Here is a 22,691-nt window from a genome sequence, read left to right on the forward strand (position 1 = left end):
GATCGGTTTTAACCCCCAAATAGGCGGCTGAAATCATTCAGCAAGGCAAACGCCATCAAAGACGCCAGCAAGATGAAGCCAATTTTTTGTCCGAACAATTGCGCCCGCTCACTGACGGGGCGGCCTCTGATCAACTCCGCGACATAATACATTAAGTGCCCGCCATCCAGAACTGGAATCGGCAGCAGATTCAGCACGCCGATGCTGATGCTGATCAGCGCCAGAAACTCCAGATAAGGCGTCAAACCCTCGCGCGCGGTCTGGCCGGCGACATTGGCGATGGTCAGCGGACCGGACAAATTATCCAGGGAAGCCTGGCCCATCAGCATGCGCCCCATGAATTTGACGCTCATCCAGCCGGTGTCCCAAGTCTTGGCCAAGGCGGCCAGACCGGCCTGCGCCACCGAGTAATGCTCGGTGTACAACAGTTGGCGGCCCCAGACTGCGTCCGCCTGCGGCGCGGCGCCGATGCGCCCCACCACCTCGCCGTCCTGCTGGTGGGCCTGCGGCCGCACCTTGATGCTCAGGGTGTCCGAACCGCGCTGGATTTTCACTTCCAGATCCCTGCCGGGGCTGTTGCGCACCTCGGCGACCCATCCCTCCCAGTTGCTCAGCGGCTTGCCGTTGAGCGCCAGCAGTTTGTCGCCCGGCTTGAGGCCGGCGCTTTGCGCGGCGCCGCCCTCCTCCAACGCGCCGATCACAGGCAAAAAGCGCCCCGGCGTCAGACCGGTGCTGCCTTGCTGCATCGCGGTCACCGCCTTGTCGCCAAAACGTGCCGGGTCAATGCGACGTTCAGCCCGAGCGCCCGCCGCGGTCTCCACCTGCACCACGGTGGCGTCCGGCGACATTGCCGCCTCCACCAGAGCAAGACGGATCTGCTGCCAATTGGCCACGGGCTGACCAGCCACGTTCAGGATGCGGTCGCCGGGCGCGAAGCCGGCCGCCGCCGCCGGGGTCTGCGCCACCACGGTGCCGACCAGAGGCTTGATCTGAGTCACCCCCTGCCCCATCACCACCCAATACAGCAGCACCGCCAGCAAAAGATTGGCCAGCGGGCCGGCGGCGACAATGGCGATGCGCTTCAGCACATGCTGATTGTTGAACGCCTGCGGGCGCAACGCTTCCGTCACCGGGCCCTCGCGCTCGTCCAGCATGCGCACATAGCCGCCCAGCGGGATCGGACAGATGACCCACTCGGTGCCCTTGCGCCAATATGACCACAGCGGTTTGCCGAAGCCGATGGAAAAACGCAGCACCTTGACCCCGCACAACCGGGCCACCCAATAGTGGCCCAGCTCGTGAAACGTCACCAGCACGCCGATGGCGACCAGGAAGGCGAGCAGAGTCAGCATGCGGCCACCCGCTGCAACGCGAAGGCGCGCGCTTCCTCATCCTTGGCCAACAAGGCTTCCAACGAGTCGCTGCCTGCCAGGCTGACGCCGTCCAGAGCGGCGGACACCACCGCGGGGATGTCGACGAAACGCAGGCGTCCATTCAGGAAGGCGTCCACGGCGACTTCATTCGCCGCGTTCAACACCGCCGGCGCGTCGCCGCCCAGGCGCAACACGTCGAAAGCCAGTTTCAGGCAAGGGAAACGCTCCAGATCCGGCGCTTCGAAAGTGAGGTTGGACAAGGAGGAAAAGTCCAGCGAGCCCACACCGGCCTCGACCCGCTCCGGCCAGGCCAGCGCGCAGGCGATGGGGGTGCGCATATCCGGCGCGCCCAACTGGGCCATCACCGAACCGTCGCGATATTGCACCATGGAATGAATCACGCTTTGCGGATGCACCACGACTTCGATGCGTTCCGGGGGCGCGGAAAACAGCCAATGCGCCTCGATCACTTCCAACCCCTTATTCATCAAGGAAGCGGAATCGACGGAAATCTTGCGCCCCATCACCCAGTTGGGATGACGACAGGCGTCGTCCGGAGTGACGCGCAGCAAGTCCTCTGCAGAAGACTGACGGAAGGGGCCGCCGGAGGCGGTAAGGATGATCTTGCGGATGCCGGCGGCGTCCAAATTGCCGGCGTAGTCGTGCGGCAGCGACTGAAAGATGGCGCTGTGCTCGCTGTCCACCGGCAGCAGGGTCGCGCCGTGGCGGCGCGCCGCGTCCATGAACAGACGACCGGCCACCACCAACGACTCCTTGTTGGCCAACAAAATGCGCTTGCCGGCGCGCGCCGCCGCCATCGCGGACGGCAGGCCGGCGGCGCCGACGATGGAGGCCATCACCACATCGGCCTCGGGCAGCGCCGCCACCTGGACCAAGGCGGCCGGGCCGTGCAGCACCTCGGCGTTCACGCCAGCCTCGGCCAACCGGGCGCGCAAGGTGTCCGCGGACGCGGCGTCGCCGGTCACCACGTAAGCCGGCCGGAATTGCAAGGCCTGCTCGAACAAGCGCTCAATCTGACGATTGCCGCTTAGCGCCACCACCCGGTAACGCTCGGGGTGGCGCGCCACCACGTCCAACGTATTGGCGCCCACGCTGCCGGTGGCGCCGAGAACGACAATCCCTTGCGGTTTCGTCATTGAAAGTGTTCCTGCGGTTACATGCCGCCCAGAGCCCGCAGCGCGTTGCTGACGGCGAGGACGGCGATAAGACTGTCGATACGGTCGTACACGCCGCCGTGACCGGGCAACAAGCTGCTGCTGTCCTTGATCCCCGACGCGCGCTTGAACCAGGATTCCAGCAGATCGCCCATCACGCTGACCGCGCTCAGCGGCAGCGCCAACAGCAACAGCGCCCAAATCGGCAAGCCGATGTCTATCCAGCCCAGATGATCCACCAGCGCCACGTACAGGGCCACGCAGATCACGCCGCCGTACACCCCTTCCCAGCTCTTGCCCGGGCTGATGGACGGCGCCAGCTTGCGACGGCCGAAAGCCTTGCCGGAGAAGTAAGCGGCAATGTCCGCCACCCACACCAGGCCCATCACCGCCAGCAAGGCGAAGGCGTCCGCCGCGCCGGGATGCGGCCGCCATTCCAGAAAGGCGAACCAGGCCGGCAACATCAGCAGCCAGCCCAGCAGCCAGGCCGTCGCGCCCTGACGGATGCGCCAACGCTTGGCCAGCCAGCACGGCACCAACAACAACCAGAACGCCAGCGTCATCGCATGCTCAACCAGGCCCAGCCGGTAATGGCCGAACCAAGCCGCCGCGGCCAGCGCGCTGCTGACGGCCAGATACAGCCATTTGCCTGCGCCCGCCATGCCGGCCATGCGGCTGAATTCCCACAAGGCCAGCACGATGATCAGCCAGGAGAAACCGGCCCAGGCTTCAGCCGGGAATAGAAACAAGGCCGCCAGCATCAGCGGCAACAACACCAGGGCGGTCAGAACGCGTGTCAGCAGCATGGCTTAGCGCCCATCCCGGCGCAGATGCTCGGGCAATTGTTCGCTGGTGCGTCCAAAGCGGCGCTCACGGGACTGGTAAGAAGCGATGGCGGCTTCCAGCGCCGCGCGATCAAAGTCCGGCCACAGCGTTTCGGTGAAGTGCAGTTCGGAATAAGCCAACTGCCACAGCAGGAAGTTGCTGATGCGCTGCTCGCCGCCTGTGCGGATGAACAGGTCCGGCTCAGGCGCCCACGGCATCGACAGACGCCGGGTCAGCGCCTCTTCGTCGATATGAGTGACGCCCTCGGCGATCAGGCTATTGACCGCGTTGAGGATATCCCAACGGCCGCCGTAATCGGCGGCGATGTTCAAGGCCAGACCATCGTTGCCGGCGGTCTTTTCCTCGGCGCGCAGGATGCGTTCCTGCAGATCCGCGCTGAAACGCTCGCGAGAACCCAATACCCGCAAGCGGATATTGTTGTTGTGCAGTTTGCTCACCTCATGCTCCAGCGCGCGAATGAACAGGTCCATCAGAAAGGAGACTTCCTCCTGCGGACGCCGCCAGTTCTCGGTGGAGAACGCGAACAGGGTCAGACATTCGACGCCCAACTCCTTGCAGGCTCCGACGATCTCGCGCACGGTGTCCAGGCCGCGCTTATGGCCGGCCACGCGCGGCAAAAAACGCTTCTTGGCCCAACGACCGTTGCCATCCATGATGATGGCGATATGCCGCGGCACGGAACGCACCTCCGGCACATCCTTGGTAGAGCTTGCAAACAAAACGCGGGGCTCCTTAGACGGCCATCAGGTCGGCTTCCTTGGCTGCCAGGACCTTATCGATTTCGACGGTGTATTTGTCGGTCAGCTTCTGGATGTCATCCTGGCCGCGACGCTCGTCGTCTTCGGTGATGGCCTTGTCTTTGAGCAGGTTTTTGAACTCGTTGTTGGCGTCGCGGCGGATGTTGCGAACGGCCACGCGCGCGCCTTCGGCTTCTCCGCGCACCACCTTGATCAGGTCTTTGCGACGCTCTTCGGTCAGCATCGGCATCGGCACGCGGATGATCTCGCCCATGGAGGCCGGGTTCAGGCCCAGGTCGGAGTCGCGGATCGCTTTTTCGATCTTGGCCAGCATCGGTTTTTCCCAGGGCTGCACACCGATCGTACGCGCGTCCACCAGCGTCACGTTGGCCACCTGGCTGATGGGCACGTCGCTGCCATAGTAGTCCACCATGACATGATCAAGAATGCCGGTATGGGCGCGACCGGTGCGTACTTTGCTCAGGTCGGTCTTAAACGCTTCCAGCGACTTCTGCATTTTCTGCTCGGCAGATTTCTTGATGTCGTTAATCATGTCTACTCCAAATCGAAACTTAAAAAGACAAGGCGAAAACGGCCATTGCCGCTTTCGCCTTCAGCAATTTTCAAACTCAGCAGTGTACCAGCGTGCCTTCGTCTTCGCCAAGCACGACCCGGGTCAGCGCGCCGCTCTTGAAGATGCTGAACACCTTGATGTTCAGGTTTTGGTCGCGGCACAGCGCGAAGGCGGTGGCGTCCATCACCTTGAGATTGCGCGAGATCGCCTCGTCGAAGGTCAAGGTCTGATAACGTATCGCGTCCGGGTTCTTTTTCGGGTCGTCCGTGTACACGCCATCCACTTTGGTGGCTTTCAGCATGATGTCCACGTTCATTTCCATGCCGCGCAACGCCGCGGCGGTGTCGGTGGTGAAGAAGGGGTTGCCGGTGCCGGCGGCGAAGATCACCACCTTGCCCTCCTCCAGGTACTGCATGGCCTTGCCGCGCACATAAGGCTCCGCGATCTGCTGCATGGTCAGCGCCGACTGCACGCGCGCGATCAACCCAGCCTTGGTCATCGCGTCCTTCAGCGCCAGCGCGTTCATTACCGTCGCCATCATGCCCATATAGTCCGCGGTGGCCCGGTCCATGCCCGCAGCAGCCGGCGCCACGCCGCGGAAGATATTGCCGCCGCCGATCACCACGCCCACTTGCACGCCAAGCTCCACCACCTCCTTGATCTGCCCCACGATCTGCTCGATCGTGGTGCGGTTGATGCCATAGTTGTCATCGCCCATCAGGGCTTCGCCGGACAGTTTCAGCAGGATGCGTTTATAGGCAGGAACTTGGCTCATGGTAACCTCGGTTTGGCTGGATATTCGGTTTTTAGTTTGCAAAACGGCACCCTGCAGGCAGGGTGCCGTCAATACGTCTCGCGACTGAGATCTTACAGCTTGGCGGCTGCAGCCACTTCAGCGGCGTAGTCTACTACTTTCTTCTCAATGCCTTCGCCCACTACGAACATGGCGAACGCCTTGACGGAGGACTTCTTCTCGGCCAGCAGCTTTTCAACGGTCACGTCCGGGTTCTTGACGAAGGGTTGGCCCATCAGGGTCACTTCGGCCAGGAACTTGTTGACGCGGCCTTCCACCATCTTGGCGACGATGTCGGCCGGCTTGCCGGATTCGGCGGCCTGCGCGGTGTAGATCTTGCGCTCTTGTTCCAGAGTTTCGGCCGGAACCTGATCCTTGGACACGCAGATCGGCTTGGAAGCGGCGATGTGCATAGCCACGTCCTTGCCCACTTGCTCTTCGCCGGCGAAGTCGACGATCACGCCGATCTTGGCGCCGTGCAGGTAGGTGGCGATAGCGCCTTCGGTCTGGTAGCGAACGAAACGACGGATGGTCATGTTCTCGCCCAGCTTGGCGATGGCGGCCTTGCGGATGTCTTCAACGGACTGGCCGTCGATTTCCACAGCGGACAGTGCTTCCACGTCAGCCGGGTTGGCGATCACAACAGCCTTGGCGGCAGCGGCGGCCAGAGCCAGGAAGGTCGGGTCCTTGGCAACAAAGTCGGTTTCGCAGTTGACTTCCACCAGGGCGCCAACACCGCCTTCAACGAAGGAACCGATGATGCCTTCAGCAGCCACGCGGCCAGCCATCTTGGAAGCCTTGTTGCCGGACTTGATGCGCAGGATTTCTTCAGCTTTGGCTGCGTCGCCTTCGGCTTCCACCAGAGCTTTTTTACATTCCATCATGCCGAGGCCGGTAGCCGCGCGCAGATCCGAAACCATTTTTGCGGTAATTTCCGCCATACTTCGCACTCCTAATGATTTTGATTACGTGGGTCTAAAAAAAGGGGCTTGCGCCCCCTTTTCGTCTGCTTACTCGGCTTGAGCCGATTCAGCAGCCACGATCTCTTGCAGAGACTGGGCGCGGCCTTCCAGCACCGCGTCGGCCATGCCGCGAGCGTACAGGCGGATGGCGCGGCTGGAGTCGTCGTTGCCCGGGATCACGTAATCGATGCCGTCCGGGGTGTTGTTGGTGTCAACAACGCCGATAACCGGGATGCCCAGTTTCTTGGCTTCGACGATGGTGCCCTTCTGGTAGCCAGTGTCGATAACGAAGATGGCGTCCGGCAGGCCCTTCATATCCTTGATGCCGCCCAGCGAACGCTCCAGCTTGTCGACTTCGCGTTGCAGGTCCAGCAGTTCTTTCTTGTTGTAACCGGTATCGCCAGCGGATTCCAGAATGGCGCGCTTCTCTTCAAGACGCTTGATCGACTGCTTCACGGTCTTGTAGTTGGTCAGCATGCCGCCCAGCCAGCGGTGGTCAACAAACGGCATGCCGCAACGGGCAGCTTCTTCACGTACGATCTCACGAGCCTGACGCTTGGTGCCCACGAACATGATGGAACCTTTGTTGGCGGCCAGACGACGCACATAATCCTGGGCTTCCACGAACAGCGGCAGAGTCTTTTCCAGGTTGATGATGTGAATCTTGTTGCGGCTGCCAAAGATGTACTTAGCCATCTTCGGGTTCCAGAAGCGGGTTTGGTGGCCGAAGTGAACGCCGGCCTCAAGCATTTGACGCATGGTAACGTTGGTGGACATGCAAAAACTCCTTAAAGGGTTAAGCCTCCATCCGCGCAGACAACCTCGAACCGAGGCACCCTTTGGCGCGGATGTGCGTAATAGATGATTTTCCCCCGCCAGTATGGCAAGGGACGCGGGATTCTAGCACCGGACGGCGATCCGCTCAAGCCTCGTCGCGCGCCTCGCGCGCTTTTTCACGCTGACGGCGCAGTTTGCGCCGCGTCATCCGCGCCACAAAGAAGGTGGGCAGCACGCCCAGAAAGAACAAGATGGATAGCGAAGCCAGCACGCTGTGCTGCGCCACCGCCAGCATCAGCACCACGTAAAGCCAGCCCAGCAACACGATCAGCAGCATATTTAAACAATCGTTTGAATTTTCCGGCAAAGCCGACAACAATGACAGCGCCGGGTCCAGCCCATTGCGCCCGCCAACCCTCGACCGACCGATATTGTAAAGCGAGCCCCGCCCCATGCAAACCGCCATTACCCGACTGCTCGACATCCAGCGCCCGCTAATCTGCCCCGGCATGAGCTACATCGCCACCCCGGAACTGGTGGCCGCCGTCGGCAACGCCGGCGGCCTGGGCATACTCGCCACCGGCCCGCTGACGCCGGAACTGACGCGACAAGCCATCCGCCGCGTACGCGAACTGAGCGACCGGCCCTTTGGCGTCGGCTGCACGCTCATGATGCCAGGCGCCAAGGAAAACGCCATGGTCGCCCTGGAAGAACGCGTGCCTGTGATCAATTTTTCGCTGGGCAAGGGCGATTGGCTGATTGAACGCGCTCACCCCTACGGCGGCAAGACCATCGCCACCGTGGTGACGGAAAAGCACGCGCGCTCGGCGGAAGCCTCCGGCGCCGACGCCCTGCTGGTCACCGGCCACGAGGCCGCCGCCCACGGCGGCGCCGTCACCTCGCTGGCACTGATCCCGGCCATCCGCAAGGCCAGCACCTTGCCCATCATCGCAGCCGGGGGCTTTGCCGACGGCCAGGGACTGATTGCCGCGCTGGCGCTGGGCGCCGATGCCGTGGCAATGGGTACGCGACTGGCCATGAGCAAGGAAAGCCCTGTGCACCAGCGCACCAAGGAGATGATTCGGCAACGCGGCGTGGCCGACACCTTGTACTCCAAGAACTTCGACGGCCTGTGGTGCCGAGTGATGGACACCCCCGCCGCTCGCCAAGCCACGCGCAAGCCGCTTAGCCTGCTGGCCGCCGCCTGGCGCGCCAGCGCCGCCGCGCGCAAGCTGGGCATGCCCATCGCCAAAGTCGTGCTGGGCGGCCTGCTGAGCCAACCCCAAGCACTGCGGCAACTGGCGCAGTTCGGCGCCGCCACAGAATCCATCCGGCTAGCGATAGAGGACGGCGACCACGACAAAGGCGTGCAGCTGATTGGCCAGGCCCAGGGCCTGATCGACGATGTGCCCGGCGTCGCCGAGTTATTTGAGCGCATCCTGACCGAAGCACACACCTGCCGGCAAAGACTCGCCGCCCTGGACCTCTGACAAATAAAAAACCGCCGCCCCCATTAAGGGAACGGCGGTTTTTGCAAGGCCAGCGTGAATCAGGACGCGGCGTTGGCTTTGGCCATCTTGCGACGATCCGATTCGTTCAGATAACGCTTGCGGATGCGGATGGACTTCGGCGTGATTTCCACCAACTCGTCGTCGTCGATGAACTCCACCGCGGACTCCAAGGTCAACTTGATCGGCGTGGTCAAACGCACGGCTTCGTCGGTGCCGGAGGCGCGCACGTTGGTCAACTGCTTGCCCTTGACCGGGTTCACCACCAGATCGTTGTCGCGGCTATGAATACCGATGATCATGCCTTCGTACAGCTTCTCGCCCGGGGCCACGAACATGCGGCCGCGGTCTTCCAGCTTCCACAGCGCGTAAGCCACCGCTTCGCCGTTCTCTTGCGAGATCAGCACGCCGTTGTGACGGCCCGGCATATCCGGCTTGACCGGCGCGTAGTCGTCGAACACGTGGCTCATCAAGCCGGTGCCGCGAGTCATGGTCATGAAGTCGGACTGGAAGCCGATCAGACCGCGCGCCGGAATATGGTATTCCAGGCGAGTGCGGCCGTTGCCGTCGGATTCCATATTGGTCAGTTCGCCGCGGCGACGACCGATTTCTTCCATCACGCCGCCCTGGTGATCGTCTTCCAGGTCGATGGTCAGGTTTTCGTACGGCTCGCACTTCTGACCGTTGATCTCCTTGAACACCACGCGCGGCTTGGCCACGGCCATTTCAAAGCCTTCGCGACGCATGTTTTCCAGCAGAATGGTCAGGTGCAGCTCGCCACGACCGGACACGCGGAACACGTCGGAGTCGCCGGTGTCTTCCACGCGCAGCGCTACATTGGTCAGCAGTTCCTTGGTCAGACGATCGCGGATTTGACGCGAGGTCACGAACTTGCCTTCGGTGCCGGCCAGCGGCGAGGAGTTCACCATGAAGTCCATCGTCAGCGTCGGCTCATCCACGGACAGCATCGGCAGGCCTACCGGCTGCTCTTTGTCGCAAATGGTCACGCCGATGCCGATATCCTCGATGCCGGAGATGATGATGATGTCGCCCGCCTCGGCTTCTTCAACCGGAACGCGGTCCAGGCCCTGATAACCCAGAACCTGGTTGATGCGGCCGGAAGCCACTTGATCGTCATGGTTCATCACCACCACTTGCTGACCCGGCTTGATACGGCCGTTCAGCACGCGGCCCACGCCCAGGCGGCCAGTGTAAGTGGAGTAGTCCAGCGCGGAAATCTGCAGTTGCAGCGGCGCGTCGGCGCTGCCCGGCGGGGTCGGCACGTGCTTGAGCACGGTGTCGAACAGCGGGCGCATATTGTCGGACTCTTCTTCCAGCTCCAGCTTGGCGAAACCGTTCAGGCCGGAAGCGTAGATAATGGGGAAGTCCAGCTGTTCGTCAGTCGCGCCCAGCTTGTCGAACAGGTCGAAAGTCTGATCCACCACCCAGTCCGGACGCGCGCCCGGACGATCCACCTTGTTGATCACCACGATCGGGCGCAGACCCAGCGCCAGCGCTTTCTTGGTGACGAAACGGGTTTGCGGCATCGGGCCTTCTACGGCGTCAACCAACAGCAGCACGCCGTCCACCATGCCCAACACGCGCTCAACTTCGCCGCCGAAGTCGGCGTGTCCCGGAGTGTCGACGATATTGATGTGCACGCCTTCGTATTCGATGGCGGTGTTTTTGGCCAGAATGGTGATGCCGCGTTCTTTTTCAAGATCGTTGCTGTCCATTACACGCTCGTCCACCTGCTGGTTCTCGCGGAAGGTACCGGATTGACGCAGCAGTTGGTCTACAAGCGTGGTCTTGCCATGGTCGACGTGGGCGATGATGGCGATATTGCGAATTTGTCGGGTCATTTTTGGAGGAGGATGGATACAGAAAAATCGCTGGATAATAGCACAAAAAACAGTCCCTACCAAAAATTCCGGCGGGCGACAAGCGTTGGGCTTTTGCGTACACTGCGCGGCAAACCGATTTTCGACGAGGAAACGCGCTATGTACGACTGGAACGCCTTATGGAAAGAACACGAGGCCTACCGCACCGGCTACGCTGTCCAGTACAACGACGCCAACCAGTTGGCAGACGCCTTGTCCGCCACGCTGATCAAGCCGGCCGCGGACATAGAAGACGTGGCCGTCTACGACAATGGCGACCGCTACCTGCTGGCCGGCCACAAAGACGGCCTGCAACTGCTGGAGATCGCCAAGCACAGCCTGTTCGACATCACGCTGCGCTTCGTCACCGAGGACGAGGAGCAGGACATCGCCCCGCCCTACATCGAAATCCATGTCGACAACCTGGCCACTGAAGAGCAGGCGGTCTGGCGCGCCGCGGTCAGCCGCGACGAAGAAGGCCGGATCTGGGTAGGCAAGCGCGCGCTGGACGAAGGCGTGGTGCCGGCCATGCCCTTCGACGAACTGTCCTTCACCGACAACGCCCGCTTCCGCGAATCATTGACCCGCGTTTGGCACGAAGACCTGCCGCAACTGAAACCCGCCCTGGACGCTTGGTTCCAGCACGGCGCGCTGAGCGCTCCGGCCGACGAGCCCGCCCACTACGGCGACGCCGCGCGGGTACGGCAGATTTGCGACCGCTACGCCGAGATCGTGCGTCGCGAACAGGCGCTGCTGTCGCGCCAGTTCAGCGACCCGGAACTGCACCTGATCGCCCAAGTACTGAAAGGCGTGCATTTCGACGACGCCGCCGCCTGCCGCGGCGTGTGGCTGGCGGTGGAGGCGCGCATCATCGAGGAAGAACTGGATCAGCAGTGGAAAGTGGATGGGGAAAAGCTCCTAACCAAGATGAAGGCGCTCAGCTATGCGCAGGAAGTGGCGCTGATAGAAGCGCTGTCGCCGTTGCCGTCCAACTGAACACCTGAAACCGGAACGCGGGTAAAATGCCCCCGATCCGAGCAATCACTCCAATATATCCAAGCGACCGGCCCCGCCAGCACGCGCCGCGCCGGCCCTCATCGAGAAAGACTGAAAGATATGGCTCAAACAAGCGCCCTGAGACAACTTCCGCAAAGCAACTTGTTCCGCCCCGGCGACGTTTTCGTCTTGTTCGGCGAACTGTTCGGCCGCGGCTACGCCAACGGCCTGATCAATGAAGCGCGCAAGGCCGGCATGGACATCATCGGCATGACCGTGGGCCGCCGCGACGAAAACAACCAACTACGCCCGCTGAACGAGGAAGAATTGGCCGCGGCCGAAGCCAATCTGGGCGGCCGCGTGATCAATGTGCCGCTGATGGCCGGCTTTGACCAGGATGGCTCGCCGACGCCGACCGAGCTGCTGGCCTCCCTGACCCTGAAAAGCTGGCAGGACGACAAACTGGACTGGGCTCACATCGGACAATGCCGCCAAATCGGCGTGCAGCGCTTCAAGGATGGGGTTGCCAAGGCGATGGCCCAGCTGGACGCCATGATCGACGACGGCCGCAACGTGTTCTTCGCCCACACCATGGCCGGCGGCATTCCCAAAGCCAAGGTCTTCCTGGCCATCGCCAACCGCGTCTACAAGGGCCGCGGCGAGCGCTTCCTGTCCACCCAGGCGCTGCTGGACAGCGATCTGGGCAAGCTGATCCTGCAAAACTTCGACGAAGTCACCGCCAACACCTTCCAGCACCTGATAGACGGCAGCGCGGCGCTGCGCGGCCGGCTGGAAGCCGCAGGCGGTCAGGTGCGCTACACCGCCTACGGCTACCACGGCACCGAGATCCTGATCGACGGCGATTACCAGTGGCAGACCTATACCAACTACACCCAGGGCTACGCCAAGATGCGCCTGGAAAACATCGCCCGCGCCGCCTGGGAACAGGGCGTCAAGGCCACGGTGTTCAACTGCCCGGAAATCCGCACCAACTCCTCGGACATCTTCGTCGGCGTGGAGCTGCCGCTGCTGGCGTTGCTGCGCGCCTTGAAACGCGAGGACGGCGGCGCTTGGGCCGACGCGCAATGGCAAGCCTGCGCCGCCCTGCTGCAGGACGGCCACACGCTGGAAGAGGTACTGGAGAAGATAGACGCGCTCAATAGCGGCGAGGTGATGCGCGGCTTCCGCAATTTCGACGCCTGGCCGATGCCGAACAGCCCGGAGCTGGCCGAGGTGATGATAGGCACGTCCGACGCCATCGTGGATATGCACCAGGACAAGAAGGCCTTGATCACCGACTACCTGAGCAGCCTGGTGATCGACGCCACCGGCCCGCTGATGTTCCACGAAGCCGCCGCGCCCGCCGGCCCGGTGCTGTGGCTGAACCACGACATCATCGCGCGCCAGCTGAACCGGATGCACGGCTAAACCCGCTCCGCCCGAAGTCACACACAAACCGGCGCGCCCATCTGGGCGCGCTTTTTCGTTCAACGCGCCTCTCAGAGCGTGTTGACGATCTCGCAAGCAAGAGCGAGACAAGGCGAGAACCGCTGAGAAAACGGAATCGTCATGCGGCACATGAGCATTTCGAAGCGGCACTCACCGTGTCGCGTCTCACGACGCGCAGCAGATCGTAAACAGTGCCTCAGCCCGCCACCACCGGAAACAAGGTCAACACCACCTTCCCCAGATTGCGGTTGGCCTCCACGTAGGCGTGCGCATCGGCCACCTGAGTCAAGGGGTAGCTGGAATCCAGCGTCAGGCGCAGCTTGCCCTGCTCCAGCGCCGGCAAAATCCGGGCTTCCACCGCCCGCGCCAAGCGCGCCTTCACTTCCAAGGGCTGCGGCCGCAGCGTGGAACCGATCAGCGCGATGCGCTTCATCAGCAGCGCCCCAAGATTCAGCTCCGCCTTGGCGCCGCCGAGCAGGCCGATATTGACCAACCGCCCATCCGGCTTCAAGGCCGACAGATTATCGTTCAGATAGCTGGCGCCCACCGGGTCCAGCACCACGTCGACGCCTCCCCAGTCCTTGACCATGGGCCCGAAGGCCGGCGTCTGCCGGTAGTTGAACGCCTGGACCGCGCCCAACTCGCGGCAAAACGCCGCCTTCTCCTCGCTGCCCGCGCTGGCGTAGGCCTGCGCGCCCAATAGACCAGCCAACTGGATTGCCGCCGCGCCCACGCCGCTGGCGCCGGCGTGCACCAGCACAGTCTCTCCGGCCTGCAAGCCGGCTTTTTCCACCAGATTGAACCAGGCCGTCATCCAGGCCTCTGGCAGGCTGGCCGCCTCCACCCAGGACAGCCAGTCCGGCTTGACGATGGCCAGGGCCTCTTCCAGCACCGCGTATTCCGCGTAGCCGCCACCGCTGATCAGGCCGAACACCGCATCTCCGGGCTGGAAACGCGAACCCGCGTCCGCCTCTTCCACCACCCCGGCCACCTCCAGACCCAGAATGGGGCTGGCGCCCGGCGGGGGCGGATAATGTCCGGCGCGCTGCGCCAGATCGGCGCGATTGACGCCCGCGGCCATGACCCGCACCAATAGCTGCCCGGCGCCCCGAAGCGGCGGCGCGATTTCGTCCACCTGCAGGGTGTCGACTCCGCCTGGAGCCGACTGCACAACTGCCAACATACGTCCCCCTTCCACTGACAAACAACTGATTAGCAATACAAAACTTTGCCAAGCCGGGCTTGGACGAGTATGATTTCGGCCCTTGCCTGGATACCGTGCGTCGGACCGAGGCAGGACTACCGTCTCGCAACACTGGGTTCCCTCACCCCAATCCAAACAAAAAGGCCGACATCATGTTTAGCTTTACCCGCCAACAGCGGCTGTCCGCGCTGCTGTGGCTGTCTCTGTTCCACATTGCCATCATCGCGTCCAGCAATTATCTGGTCCAACTGCCCATCACCGTGTTCGGCTTCCACACCACCTGGGGCGCGTTCACCTTTCCGTTCATCTTCCTGGCCACCGACCTGACCGTGCGCGTGTTCGGCGCACAGCTTGCCCGTCGCATCATTTTCGCGGCGATGTTGCCGGCACTGGCTATCTCTTACCTGATCTCCACCTTGTTCTACCAAGGCGCCTGGCAAGGCGCCGCCGCGCTGGCCAGCTTCAACCTTTTCGTCGCCCGCATCGCCGTCGCCAGCTTCGCCGCCTACGCGCTGGGCCAAATCCTGGACGTGCAGGTGTTCAACCGCTTGCGACAGTTGAAAACCTGGTGGATCGCTCCGGCCTCGGCCATGTTGTTCGGCAATATCAGCGACACGCTGGCCTTCTTCTTCATTGCCTTCTACCAGAGCAGCGACCCGTTCATGGCCGCCAACTGGGTGGAAATAGCACTAGTGGACTACAGCTTCAAATTACTGATCTGCCTGCTGTTCTTCCTGCCCATGTACGGCGTGATCCTGAACCGCATCCTGAAGCAACTGAGCTTGCGCGGCGTGGAGCCGCAGCTGCGCGCGGCCTGAGAACGTGTCCACGATCTGAACCGCCCCGCCTTCAGATCAAACGCCCCCAGCAGATGGGGGCTGACACGGCCTTTTCCAACGCGCCGACACAAGCCAAACACGGCCGGATTGATTACAATCGGCCATCATGAGTGAAAACTGCTTCCATTGCGGCCTGCCGGTGCCGCCCGACGTCCAGTTCCCGGTCAAATACCGCGAAGTCGATCAGCCCACCTGTTGCGCCGGCTGCCAAGCGGTGGCGGTCACCATCATCCAGTCCGGCCTGTCCGATTACTACCAGCACCGCACCGAAGGGGCGCGCCAGGCCGAGCCGGTGCCGCGCGAGTTGCTGGAGCAGATCAAACTCTACGATTCCGACGAGCTGCAGCGCAGCTTTGTGCGCTTTGAAGCGGAAAACCTGCGAGAAGCCTCCCTCATGCTGGAAGGCATCACCTGCGCCGCCTGTGTTTGGCTCAACGAGCAGCACATCCGCCAGTTGCCCGGCATCGTCAGCGTCGACATCAATTACAGCAACCATCGCGCTCGCGTGCGCTGGGACAATAGCCGGGTCCAATTGTCCGCCATCCTGGAAGCGGTCAGCGCCATCGGCTACCGCGCCCACCCCTACGACGCCGAGCGCCAAGAAGCGCTGAACCAGAAAGAACGCAAGCAGGCGATCAACCGCCTGTGGGCCGCCGGCCTGTCCATGATGCAGGTGATGATGTACGCGGTGCCTATCTATCTGGCGCCGGACGGCGAGATCACGCCGGACTTTCTATGGCTGTTGCACTGGTCCAGCTTCATCCTGACTCTGCCGGTGGTGCTCTACTCCGCCGTGCCCTTCTACCGCGCCACCTGGCGCGACCTCAAAACCCGGCGCGTGGGCATGGACACCCCGGTGACCATCGGCATCCTCACCGCCTTCCTGTCCAGCTTCTGGGCGCTGATCAACAAAGTGGAACACGGCGTCTACTTCGACTCGGTGTCGATGTTCGTGTTCCTGCTGCTGGGCGGCCGCTACCTGGAGGGCATCGCCCGGCGCAAAGCCGGCGAGGCCACGGAAAGCCTGGTCAAGCTGATCCCCGCCTTCGCTCATCGCCTGACCGGCTGGCCGGATAACCGCCAAAGCGAGGAAACCACCGTGGCGCAGTTGCGCCCCGGCGACGTGATTCTGGTCAAACCCGGCGAGACCATTCCCGCCGACGGCCTGGTGCTGGACGGCCATAGCGCCAGCAATGAAGCGCTGTTGACCGGCGAAAGCCGCCCGGTGACCAAAGACGCCGGCGCAGCGGTGATCGCCGGCAGCGTCAATGCCGCCAGCCCGCTGGTGGTGCGGGTGGAACAGACCGGCCAGGACACCCGGCTGGCCGGCATCGTGCGGCTGCTGGACCAGGCGCTGGCGGAAAAACCGCGGCTGGCAGTGATCGCCGACCGCTTCGCCAGTTGGTTCGTCGCGCTGCTGCTGCTGGCCGCGGCCGGCACCTACCTGGGCTGGCACTACATCGAACCGGACCGCGCGCTATGGATCATGGTGGCGGTGCTGGTGATTTCCTGTCCCTGCGCGCTGTCGCTGGCCACCCCGGCGGCCTTGACCGCCGCCTCCGGCCACCTGGCGGCCCTGGGGGTGCTGACCACCCGCGGCCACGCGCTGGAGACCCTGCCCAAGATCAGCGACGTGGTCTTCGACAAAACCGGCACCCTGACCCATGGCGACATGCGGCTGCTGGACAGCTGGACCGCCCCCGGCCGCGACGCGGCGGCGGCGCTGGCCACGGCCGCGGCGCTGGAACAGGGTTCGGAGCACCCGGTGGCGCGCGCGCTGCTGGCCGCCGCCGGCGACGGCCCGCACCAGGCCGCGGAAGCGCTGCGCAACCATCCGGGTCAAGGCGTGAGCGGCCGGCTGAACGGCCGCGACTGGCGCATAGGCTCGCCGGAATTCATCGCCGCTCAGTTGGGCGGCTGCCCTCTTCCTTCCGCAGACTGGCACGGCGACAAAACCCTGATCGCGCTGGCTGACGAAACGGAACTGGTCGCCATGTTCGCCATCGGCGACGCCGTGCGCGCCGACGCCGCGCCGCTGCTGCGCCAGTTGAAACAGCGCGGCTTGCGCGTGCATCTGCTCAGCGGCGACGGCGACGGCCCTGTCTCCAATCTGGCGCGCCAGCTGGACATGGACGCGCATATCGCCCGCGCCGCGCCGGAGGATAAATTGGCCTACGTCGGCCGGCTGCAAGCCGCCGGCAAGCGCGTGCTGATGGTGGGCGACGGCATCAACGACGCGCCGGTGCTGGCCAAGGCCGACGTGTCCATCGCCATGGGCGGCGGCACCGACGTGGCGCGCGCCAGCGGCGACATGGTGCTGATTGGCGACCGGCTGGGGCTGATCGCCAACGCGTTCGAACTGTCTCGCAAGACCTTGTCTGTGATACGTCAAAACTTGTGGTGGGCCGCCGCTTACAATATCGTGGCGCTGCCCTTGGCCATCACCGGCCACGTTACGCCGTGGATCGCCAGCCTGGGCATGGCGTCCAGCTCTCTCATCGTAGTCGGCAACGCCCTCCGACTGGTCAAACGGAAATCCTGATGGAAAGCCTGTATCTGCTCATTCCGCTCAGCCTGGTGCTGGCCTTCGTCATCGGCGGCATTTTCTGGTGGGCCACCCGCAACGGCCAGTTCGACGATATGGAAGGCCCGGCGCATCGCATTCTGATGGACGACGACAAGCCCAAGGACGGCGGCGGCAGTGGCGATGCTCCGCGCGGCGATTAAAGCGCCGTCCACCCGTCCAAACCACTCCCGGCGCCGTCCGTGCGCCGGTTTTTTCCGACCCGCCGCGGTGCGCCCCATTGTCCCGCAGCGGACCGAACCCTCACCCAAATCGAATAAAATCAAGGACAAAGCGCTTCAATCGCTTTCGTTCTCCGATTTTTGCTGTAAAATCGCGCACCTTGAGCAATATTAGCTAATCATCATCTAATAATCGTTGGATCCGCCTGGCCCGGCGCCATGCGCCAGCCGGTCAGCTTCCGCACCTTCATCTCAGGGTTGTTCGTGAATACCTTACAAGCTCTCGTCGGCATGTTGTTCCTGCTGGGCACCGCCTATGCGCTGTCCACCAATCGCAAAGCCATCAACTGGCGCATCGTGCTGATCGGTCTGATCATGCAAAGCACGCTGTTCTTGGTCATCAACTACGTACCGGCCGCGCGCGCGGTGTTCGAAGCCTTCGGCTCCGGCTTCGCCAAAGTACTGACCTTCTCCGGCGAAGGCGCCACCTTCGTGTTCGGAGACCTGGCCAAACCCAACGGCAGCATGGGCTTCTTGTTCGCCTTCATGGTCTTGCCCGTGATCATCTTCTTCTCCGCCTTCAGCGCCCTGCTCTACCATCTGGGCATCCTGCAACGCGTGGTGGCCGGCATGGCCTGGGTGATGAAACGCAGCATGAAGCTGTCCGGCCCGGAAAGTCTGACCGTGGCGGGCAACATCTTTCTCGGCCAGACCGAGGCCCCGCTGCTGATCCGCCCCTATATCAAGCACATGACCCGCTCCGAGCTGGCCTGCGTGATGATTGCCGGCATGTCCACGCTGGCCGGCGGCGTACTGGCCGCCTATGTCGCCTTCCTCGGCGGCAGCAATCCGGCGGAACAAGCCAAGTTCGCCACCTATCTGCTGATGGCTTCCTTCATGAACGCGCCGGCAGCCGCGGTATTCGCCAAAATAATCTACCCGGAAACCGATCGCGGCCATACCTCCAGCGACAAGCTGGACTACAGCCAGGAAGACGATCAGGGCAGCTTCATCAACGCCATCGTCAACGGCGCGATGTCCGGCATGAAGATGGCCGCCGCGGTGGCCACCATCATCCTGGCCATTGTGTCCATGATCGCGCTGGCCAACTTCGTCGTGAAAGACGGCATCGGCGCGGCGCTGGGCGTCAACGAGATGATCAAGGCCTCCACCAACGGCGTGTTCGACGGGCTGACATTGCAATACCTGTTTGGCCAGGCCTTCCGCGTGTTCGCCTTCATGATGGGCGTGAGCTGGCACGAAACCCTGGAAGTGGGCAGCCTGCTGGGCCAAAAGATCGTGGTCAACGAGTTCATCTCCTACCTGGACCTGGCCAAGATGAAGGCCGCCGGCACCCTATCGCCTCAAGCCATCCTGATTTCCACCTTCGCGCTGTCCAGCTTCTCCAACTTCAGCTCGGTGGGCATTTGCGTCGCCGGCATCGGCGCGCTGGCCCCGTCGCGACAGAAGGAACTGGCCCAGATCGGCATGCGCGCGCTGGCCGCCGCGGTGATGGCGGGCTTCATGACCGCGACCACCGCCGGCCTGTGGATGTCCATTTTCTAAGCACCGGTTTACGATCTGCTGGGCGTCGGCGATACGGCGTTGAAAGCGGCTTCGAAATGCTCATGTACCACGCGTACATTCCGCTTTCTCAGCCGGTTTCGCCTTGTCTCGGGAGATCGTAAACCGGTTCTAAAAACAATCACCGCGTTTTGATCTAGTTGTAGCGTGGGCAAGCCCAAAGGACTTGCCCACGCTACGAACTCAGGCCTTTGTGCGCGGCGTCTTAATCTTTATGCAACCCCGCGCTCCATCGCGGGGTTTTTCATTAATCCGCGGCGGCGTGCTAAGCTGCCGCCATTTTCACGCGCGGCACCGCTAATGGAACGCAAACACTGGGATATCTTCTGCGCCGTGGTCGACAACTACGGCGACATCGGTGTCGCCTGGCGGCTGGCGCGCCGGCTGGCCCACGACTTTGGGCTGGAAGTGCGGCTGTGGGTGGACGACCTGGCCAGCTTCGCCCGTATCGCGCCCGATCTGGACCCGGCCCTGCCGGCCCAGCGCCTGGCCGACATCGACATCCGTCACTGGCCGGCGGACGGTCCGCCGGCCGACACCATGCCTGCCGACGTGGTGATCGAGGCCTTCGGCTGCCGCTTGCCGGAAGGCTTTGAACAGGCGATGGCGGCCAAGGCGATCAAGCCCGTGTGGATCAATCTGGAATACCTGTCGGCGGAAGACTGGACACGTGGCTGCCACCGCCAACCCTCTCCCCACCCGCGCTTGCCGCTGACCAAGCACTTCTTTTTTCCCGGCTTCGGTGCGGATACCGGCGGCCTGATTTGCGAGCAGGGCCTGCTAGACGTCCGCCGCCAATGGCAGGACGACACGCTAGCGCGCCGCGCCTACTGGCAGCTACTGGAGCTGCCGGAACCGGCCGCGGACGAATGGCGAGTCAGCCTGTTCGCCTATGAAAACCCGGCCATCACCAGCCTCCTGGCCGCCTGGGCGTTGGGCGAACGCCGGGTGACCTGCCTATTGCCGGAAGGCAAGGCGCTGCCGGACGCGGCCCGCGTCTTCGGCTACCCATTGCGCGCCGGTATGCTGGCGCGCCAGGGCTCGTTGACGGTCAAAGTGTTGCCGATGACCGACCAGGACAGCTACGACCTGCTGCTGTGGTCCTGCGACCTTAATCTGGTGCGAGGCGAAGACAGCTTCGTGCGGGCGCAATGGGCGGGCAGGCCGTTTCTCTGGCACATCTACCCGCAGGACGACGACGCCCATCTGGCCAAGCTTGATGCCTTTTTGTCACAGTACGGCGCGGCGCTGCCCGCCGGAGCGGCGCGAGCGCTGACCGCCGCCAGCCATGCCTGGAACCACGGCGCCGATATGGCCGCCGCATGGACGGAATTGGCCGCATGGCTGCCCGCATGGCGCGAACACGCCGCCATCTGGCCGGAAAAATTGCTGGCGGACGGTGATCTGGGCGACAGACTACTGCACTTTGTCCGGGAAATCGGCTAAAATACGCCGTTTTTCGGAAACCTTTTTTCCGACTTCAATCAAGAGTTTGGGACTTTTAGTAATGAAAACCGCACAAGAACTCCGCGCCGGCAACGTATTCATGGTAGGCAGCGACCCGATGGTCGTGCAGAAGGCTGAATTCAGCAAATCCGGCCGCAACGCCTCCGTTGTGAAAATGAAAATGAAGAACCTGTTGACCGGCGCCGGCAGCGAAGCCGTATATCGCGCAGACGACAAGTTCGACGTCATCGTGCTGGACCGCAAGGACTGCACCTACTCCTACTTCGCCGATCCGATGTACGTGTTCATGGACACCGAATTCAACCAGTACGAAGTGGAAGCCGACAACCTGGGCGACACGCTGAACTACATCGTCGACGGCATGGAAGAAGTGTGCCAAGTGACCTTCTACGACGGCAAGGCCATCTCCGTTGAACTGCCGACCACCGTGATCCGCGAAGTGGAATACACCGAACCGGCCGTACGCGGCGACACCTCCGGCAAAGTGCTGAAGCCGGCTCGCCTGGTGGGCACCACCTTCGAAGTTCAGGTTCCGGCCTTCGTCAACACCGGCGAAAAGATCGAAATCGACACCCGCACCAACGAATTCAAGAAGCGCGCCTAAGCGCCCTCTTGCTTCGCAGTGCCCAAAGCCGCCTCGCGCCAATGCGCCGGGCGGCTTTTGTTTTGAGCGATGTCGGACCGCGCCTCAGCACCCGATCGCAATCGAGGCCAGCACTTAGCCCTGCCCTGCCTGCAAGACCCGCCTCCGCGCAAAATCCAGCCACAGCTCCGCCACCTGGCGCGGCTGCTCCATCATCGGCAGATGACCCACCCGCTCCAACACCCGCTTTTCGCTGCCGGCGATGGCGGCGGCGAAGCAATCCGCGTCCTCCACATGCAGGATGCGGTCCTCGCGGCCCCAGACGATCAAAGTCGGCGCCTGGATGCTTGCCAGCAAGGGCCGCTGGTCCACGCTGTCTAACAGGTCGTCGAAAATCTTGCGCTCCACCTCAACGCGTTCCGCCTTGCGCGCCGCCGTCACCTCGATGGCGAAGCCGGGCACCGGCGGCGGCCGGTACATCGCCCAGTGCAGCATCGCCCGCACTCCGTCCGCGCTGCTCATGTCCAGCAGCGGGTTCTCGCCGCTGCTCTGCCACAGCCCAGCCATTTCACTAGCGTTGTCACCGTTGCCGGAACCGGCGCCGGCGGCGTTGAGCAGGGTCAGGCTGGCCACGTGCCGCGGATAACGCGCGGCGAAGTTGGCGGCGATGGCGCCGCCCATGGAATTGCCGATCAAGTGGACATGCTCCACGCCCCAAACCTCCAGAAACACGCGCAGCCGATCCGCTTGCGCCTCCACTCGGTAGCTGATGTCCAGGTTGGACATGCTGTCGCCGTGGCCTGGCAAGTCTGGTGCTATCAGCCGGAATGACTTGGGCAGGCGACGCGCCAGCATCGCCCAGTGGTCTTTTTCCGCGCCAAAGCCATGCAGCAGCACCAGCACCGGCGCGCCCGCCGGCGCGGCGCGCTCCAACCAGCTCAATTCACCCTGCTCCAGCCTGCGCCGTCGCGGCTTCAGCCCGGCCCAGCGCCGCTGCTGGCGCACTCCCCAGTCAAACAATCGTTGCTTGCCATTCCAGATCCAGCGTCGCCACATTGCAACCTCCTTGGAAATCCATCGATGGTGAATAGTGCTTAGAGTCTGTTCACAGTCTCGCGAGCAAGAGCGAGACAAGGCGAAAACGGCTGAGAAAGCGGAATGTACACGTGGTACATGAGCATTTCGAAGTTGCACTCAC

At 62.9% G+C, this 22,691-nt stretch carries 21 protein-coding genes; 9 read left to right on the top strand and 12 right to left on the bottom strand.

Features of this window, described 5'->3' with window-relative positions:
* Positions 1 to 8 precede the first annotated feature (8 nt).
* The 9 genes from rseP to DXT74_RS17795 form a co-directional block, all read right to left on the bottom strand.
* Entirely contained in the window at positions 9 to 1,352 is a 1,344-nt protein-coding gene (gene rseP / locus DXT74_RS17755; RefSeq protein WP_194426630.1) for an RIP metalloprotease RseP, read from the bottom strand.
* Positions 1,346 to 2,530: a 1-deoxy-D-xylulose-5-phosphate reductoisomerase gene (gene ispC, locus DXT74_RS17760; RefSeq protein WP_194426631.1), complete on the bottom strand. Its 1,185-nt coding sequence runs from the start codon at positions 2,528 to 2,530 to the stop codon at positions 1,346 to 1,348. The genes rseP and ispC overlap by 7 nt, the downstream gene beginning before the upstream one ends.
* A 17-nt stretch (positions 2,531 to 2,547) precedes the next feature.
* Entirely contained in the window at positions 2,548 to 3,354 is an 807-nt protein-coding gene (locus DXT74_RS17765) for a phosphatidate cytidylyltransferase (protein WP_194426632.1), read from the bottom strand.
* 3 nt (positions 3,355 to 3,357) lie between these two features.
* A complete protein-coding gene (gene uppS, locus DXT74_RS17770) occupies positions 3,358 to 4,047 on the bottom strand; it encodes a polyprenyl diphosphate synthase (protein WP_231138351.1) in 690 nt (229 codons plus the stop codon).
* A 79-nt stretch (positions 4,048 to 4,126) separates the two neighbouring features.
* The gene (gene frr, locus DXT74_RS17775) at positions 4,127 to 4,684 is read right to left on the bottom strand and encodes a ribosome recycling factor (RefSeq protein ID WP_043639935.1); all 558 of its coding nucleotides are present in this window, start codon (positions 4,682 to 4,684) and stop codon (positions 4,127 to 4,129) included.
* A gap of 76 nt (positions 4,685 to 4,760) precedes the next feature.
* Entirely contained in the window at positions 4,761 to 5,480 is a 720-nt protein-coding gene (gene pyrH, locus DXT74_RS17780; protein WP_019104408.1) for a UMP kinase, read from the bottom strand.
* 92 nt (positions 5,481 to 5,572) lie between these two features.
* Positions 5,573 to 6,439, bottom strand: coding sequence for a translation elongation factor Ts (gene tsf, locus DXT74_RS17785; RefSeq protein WP_019102340.1), 867 nt, complete (start codon positions 6,437 to 6,439; stop codon positions 5,573 to 5,575).
* A 69-nt stretch (positions 6,440 to 6,508) separates the two neighbouring features.
* Complete coding sequence (gene rpsB, locus DXT74_RS17790; RefSeq protein ID WP_019102339.1) at positions 6,509 to 7,237, bottom strand: 30S ribosomal protein S2; 729 nt, start codon at positions 7,235 to 7,237, stop codon at positions 6,509 to 6,511.
* 145 nt (positions 7,238 to 7,382) lie between these two features.
* On the bottom strand, positions 7,383 to 7,574 hold the full coding sequence (locus DXT74_RS17795) for a hypothetical protein (RefSeq protein ID WP_019103093.1): 192 nt from the start codon (positions 7,572 to 7,574) through the stop codon (positions 7,383 to 7,385).
* Positions 7,575 to 7,689: 115 nt separating this feature from the next.
* Here DXT74_RS17795 and DXT74_RS17800 point away from each other — a divergent pair, with 115 nt between their 5' ends.
* Positions 7,690 to 8,727 (top strand): nitronate monooxygenase family protein, encoded by a 1,038-nt coding sequence (locus DXT74_RS17800; RefSeq protein WP_194426634.1) that lies wholly within the window; start codon positions 7,690 to 7,692, stop codon positions 8,725 to 8,727.
* Positions 8,728 to 8,786: 59 nt separating this feature from the next.
* Here DXT74_RS17800 and typA read toward each other — a convergent pair whose 3' ends face one another.
* On the bottom strand, positions 8,787 to 10,607 hold the full coding sequence (gene typA, locus DXT74_RS17805; RefSeq protein ID WP_194426635.1) for a translational GTPase TypA: 1,821 nt from the start codon (positions 10,605 to 10,607) through the stop codon (positions 8,787 to 8,789).
* 139 nt (positions 10,608 to 10,746) lie between these two features.
* On the opposite strand from typA, the gene DXT74_RS17810 reads away from it, so the two are divergent.
* Together DXT74_RS17810 and DXT74_RS17815 are read left to right on the top strand one after the other, a co-directional pair.
* Positions 10,747 to 11,622: a hypothetical protein gene (locus DXT74_RS17810; protein ID WP_194426636.1), complete on the top strand. Its 876-nt coding sequence runs from the start codon at positions 10,747 to 10,749 to the stop codon at positions 11,620 to 11,622.
* A gap of 120 nt (positions 11,623 to 11,742) precedes the next feature.
* Positions 11,743 to 13,050 (top strand): hypothetical protein, encoded by a 1,308-nt coding sequence (locus DXT74_RS17815; protein ID WP_194426637.1) that lies wholly within the window; start codon positions 11,743 to 11,745, stop codon positions 13,048 to 13,050.
* A gap of 217 nt (positions 13,051 to 13,267) precedes the next feature.
* On the opposite strand, the gene DXT74_RS17820 is transcribed toward DXT74_RS17815, so the two are convergent.
* Positions 13,268 to 14,254, bottom strand: coding sequence for an NAD(P)H-quinone oxidoreductase (locus tag DXT74_RS17820; RefSeq protein WP_194426638.1), 987 nt, complete (start codon positions 14,252 to 14,254; stop codon positions 13,268 to 13,270).
* A gap of 173 nt (positions 14,255 to 14,427) precedes the next feature.
* Between DXT74_RS17820 and DXT74_RS17825 the strand changes: the two genes are divergently transcribed.
* The 6 genes from DXT74_RS17825 to efp all read left to right on the top strand — a co-directional run bounded on the left by DXT74_RS17825 (position 14,428) and on the right by efp (position 21,514).
* Positions 14,428 to 15,093 (top strand): 7-cyano-7-deazaguanine/7-aminomethyl-7-deazaguanine transporter, encoded by a 666-nt coding sequence (locus DXT74_RS17825; protein ID WP_194426639.1) that lies wholly within the window; start codon positions 14,428 to 14,430, stop codon positions 15,091 to 15,093.
* A gap of 127 nt (positions 15,094 to 15,220) precedes the next feature.
* The gene (locus DXT74_RS17830; protein WP_081556715.1) at positions 15,221 to 17,656 is read left to right on the top strand and encodes a heavy metal translocating P-type ATPase; all 2,436 of its coding nucleotides are present in this window, start codon (positions 15,221 to 15,223) and stop codon (positions 17,654 to 17,656) included.
* Entirely contained in the window at positions 17,656 to 17,841 is a 186-nt protein-coding gene (gene ccoS / locus DXT74_RS17835) for a cbb3-type cytochrome oxidase assembly protein CcoS (protein WP_194426640.1), read from the top strand. Before DXT74_RS17830 ends, ccoS begins: the two co-directional genes overlap by 1 nt.
* Before the next feature lie 282 nt (positions 17,842 to 18,123).
* A complete protein-coding gene (locus DXT74_RS17840) occupies positions 18,124 to 19,425 on the top strand; it encodes a NupC/NupG family nucleoside CNT transporter (RefSeq protein WP_039755819.1) in 1,302 nt (433 codons plus the stop codon).
* A 318-nt stretch (positions 19,426 to 19,743) separates the two neighbouring features.
* On the top strand, positions 19,744 to 20,889 hold the full coding sequence (gene earP / locus DXT74_RS17845; protein ID WP_194426641.1) for an elongation factor P maturation arginine rhamnosyltransferase EarP: 1,146 nt from the start codon (positions 19,744 to 19,746) through the stop codon (positions 20,887 to 20,889).
* A gap of 61 nt (positions 20,890 to 20,950) precedes the next feature.
* On the top strand, positions 20,951 to 21,514 hold the full coding sequence (gene efp / locus DXT74_RS17850; protein WP_019103034.1) for an elongation factor P: 564 nt from the start codon (positions 20,951 to 20,953) through the stop codon (positions 21,512 to 21,514).
* Between the two features lie 114 nt (positions 21,515 to 21,628).
* On the opposite strand, the gene DXT74_RS17855 is transcribed toward efp, so the two are convergent.
* Entirely contained in the window at positions 21,629 to 22,549 is a 921-nt protein-coding gene (locus DXT74_RS17855; protein ID WP_194426642.1) for an alpha/beta fold hydrolase, read from the bottom strand.
* Positions 22,550 to 22,691: the final 142 nt, after the last annotated feature.

Source organism: Chromobacterium sp. Rain0013 (genome assembly GCF_015291765.1).
GTDB lineage: Bacteria > Pseudomonadota > Gammaproteobacteria > Burkholderiales > Chromobacteriaceae > Chromobacterium > Chromobacterium haemolyticum.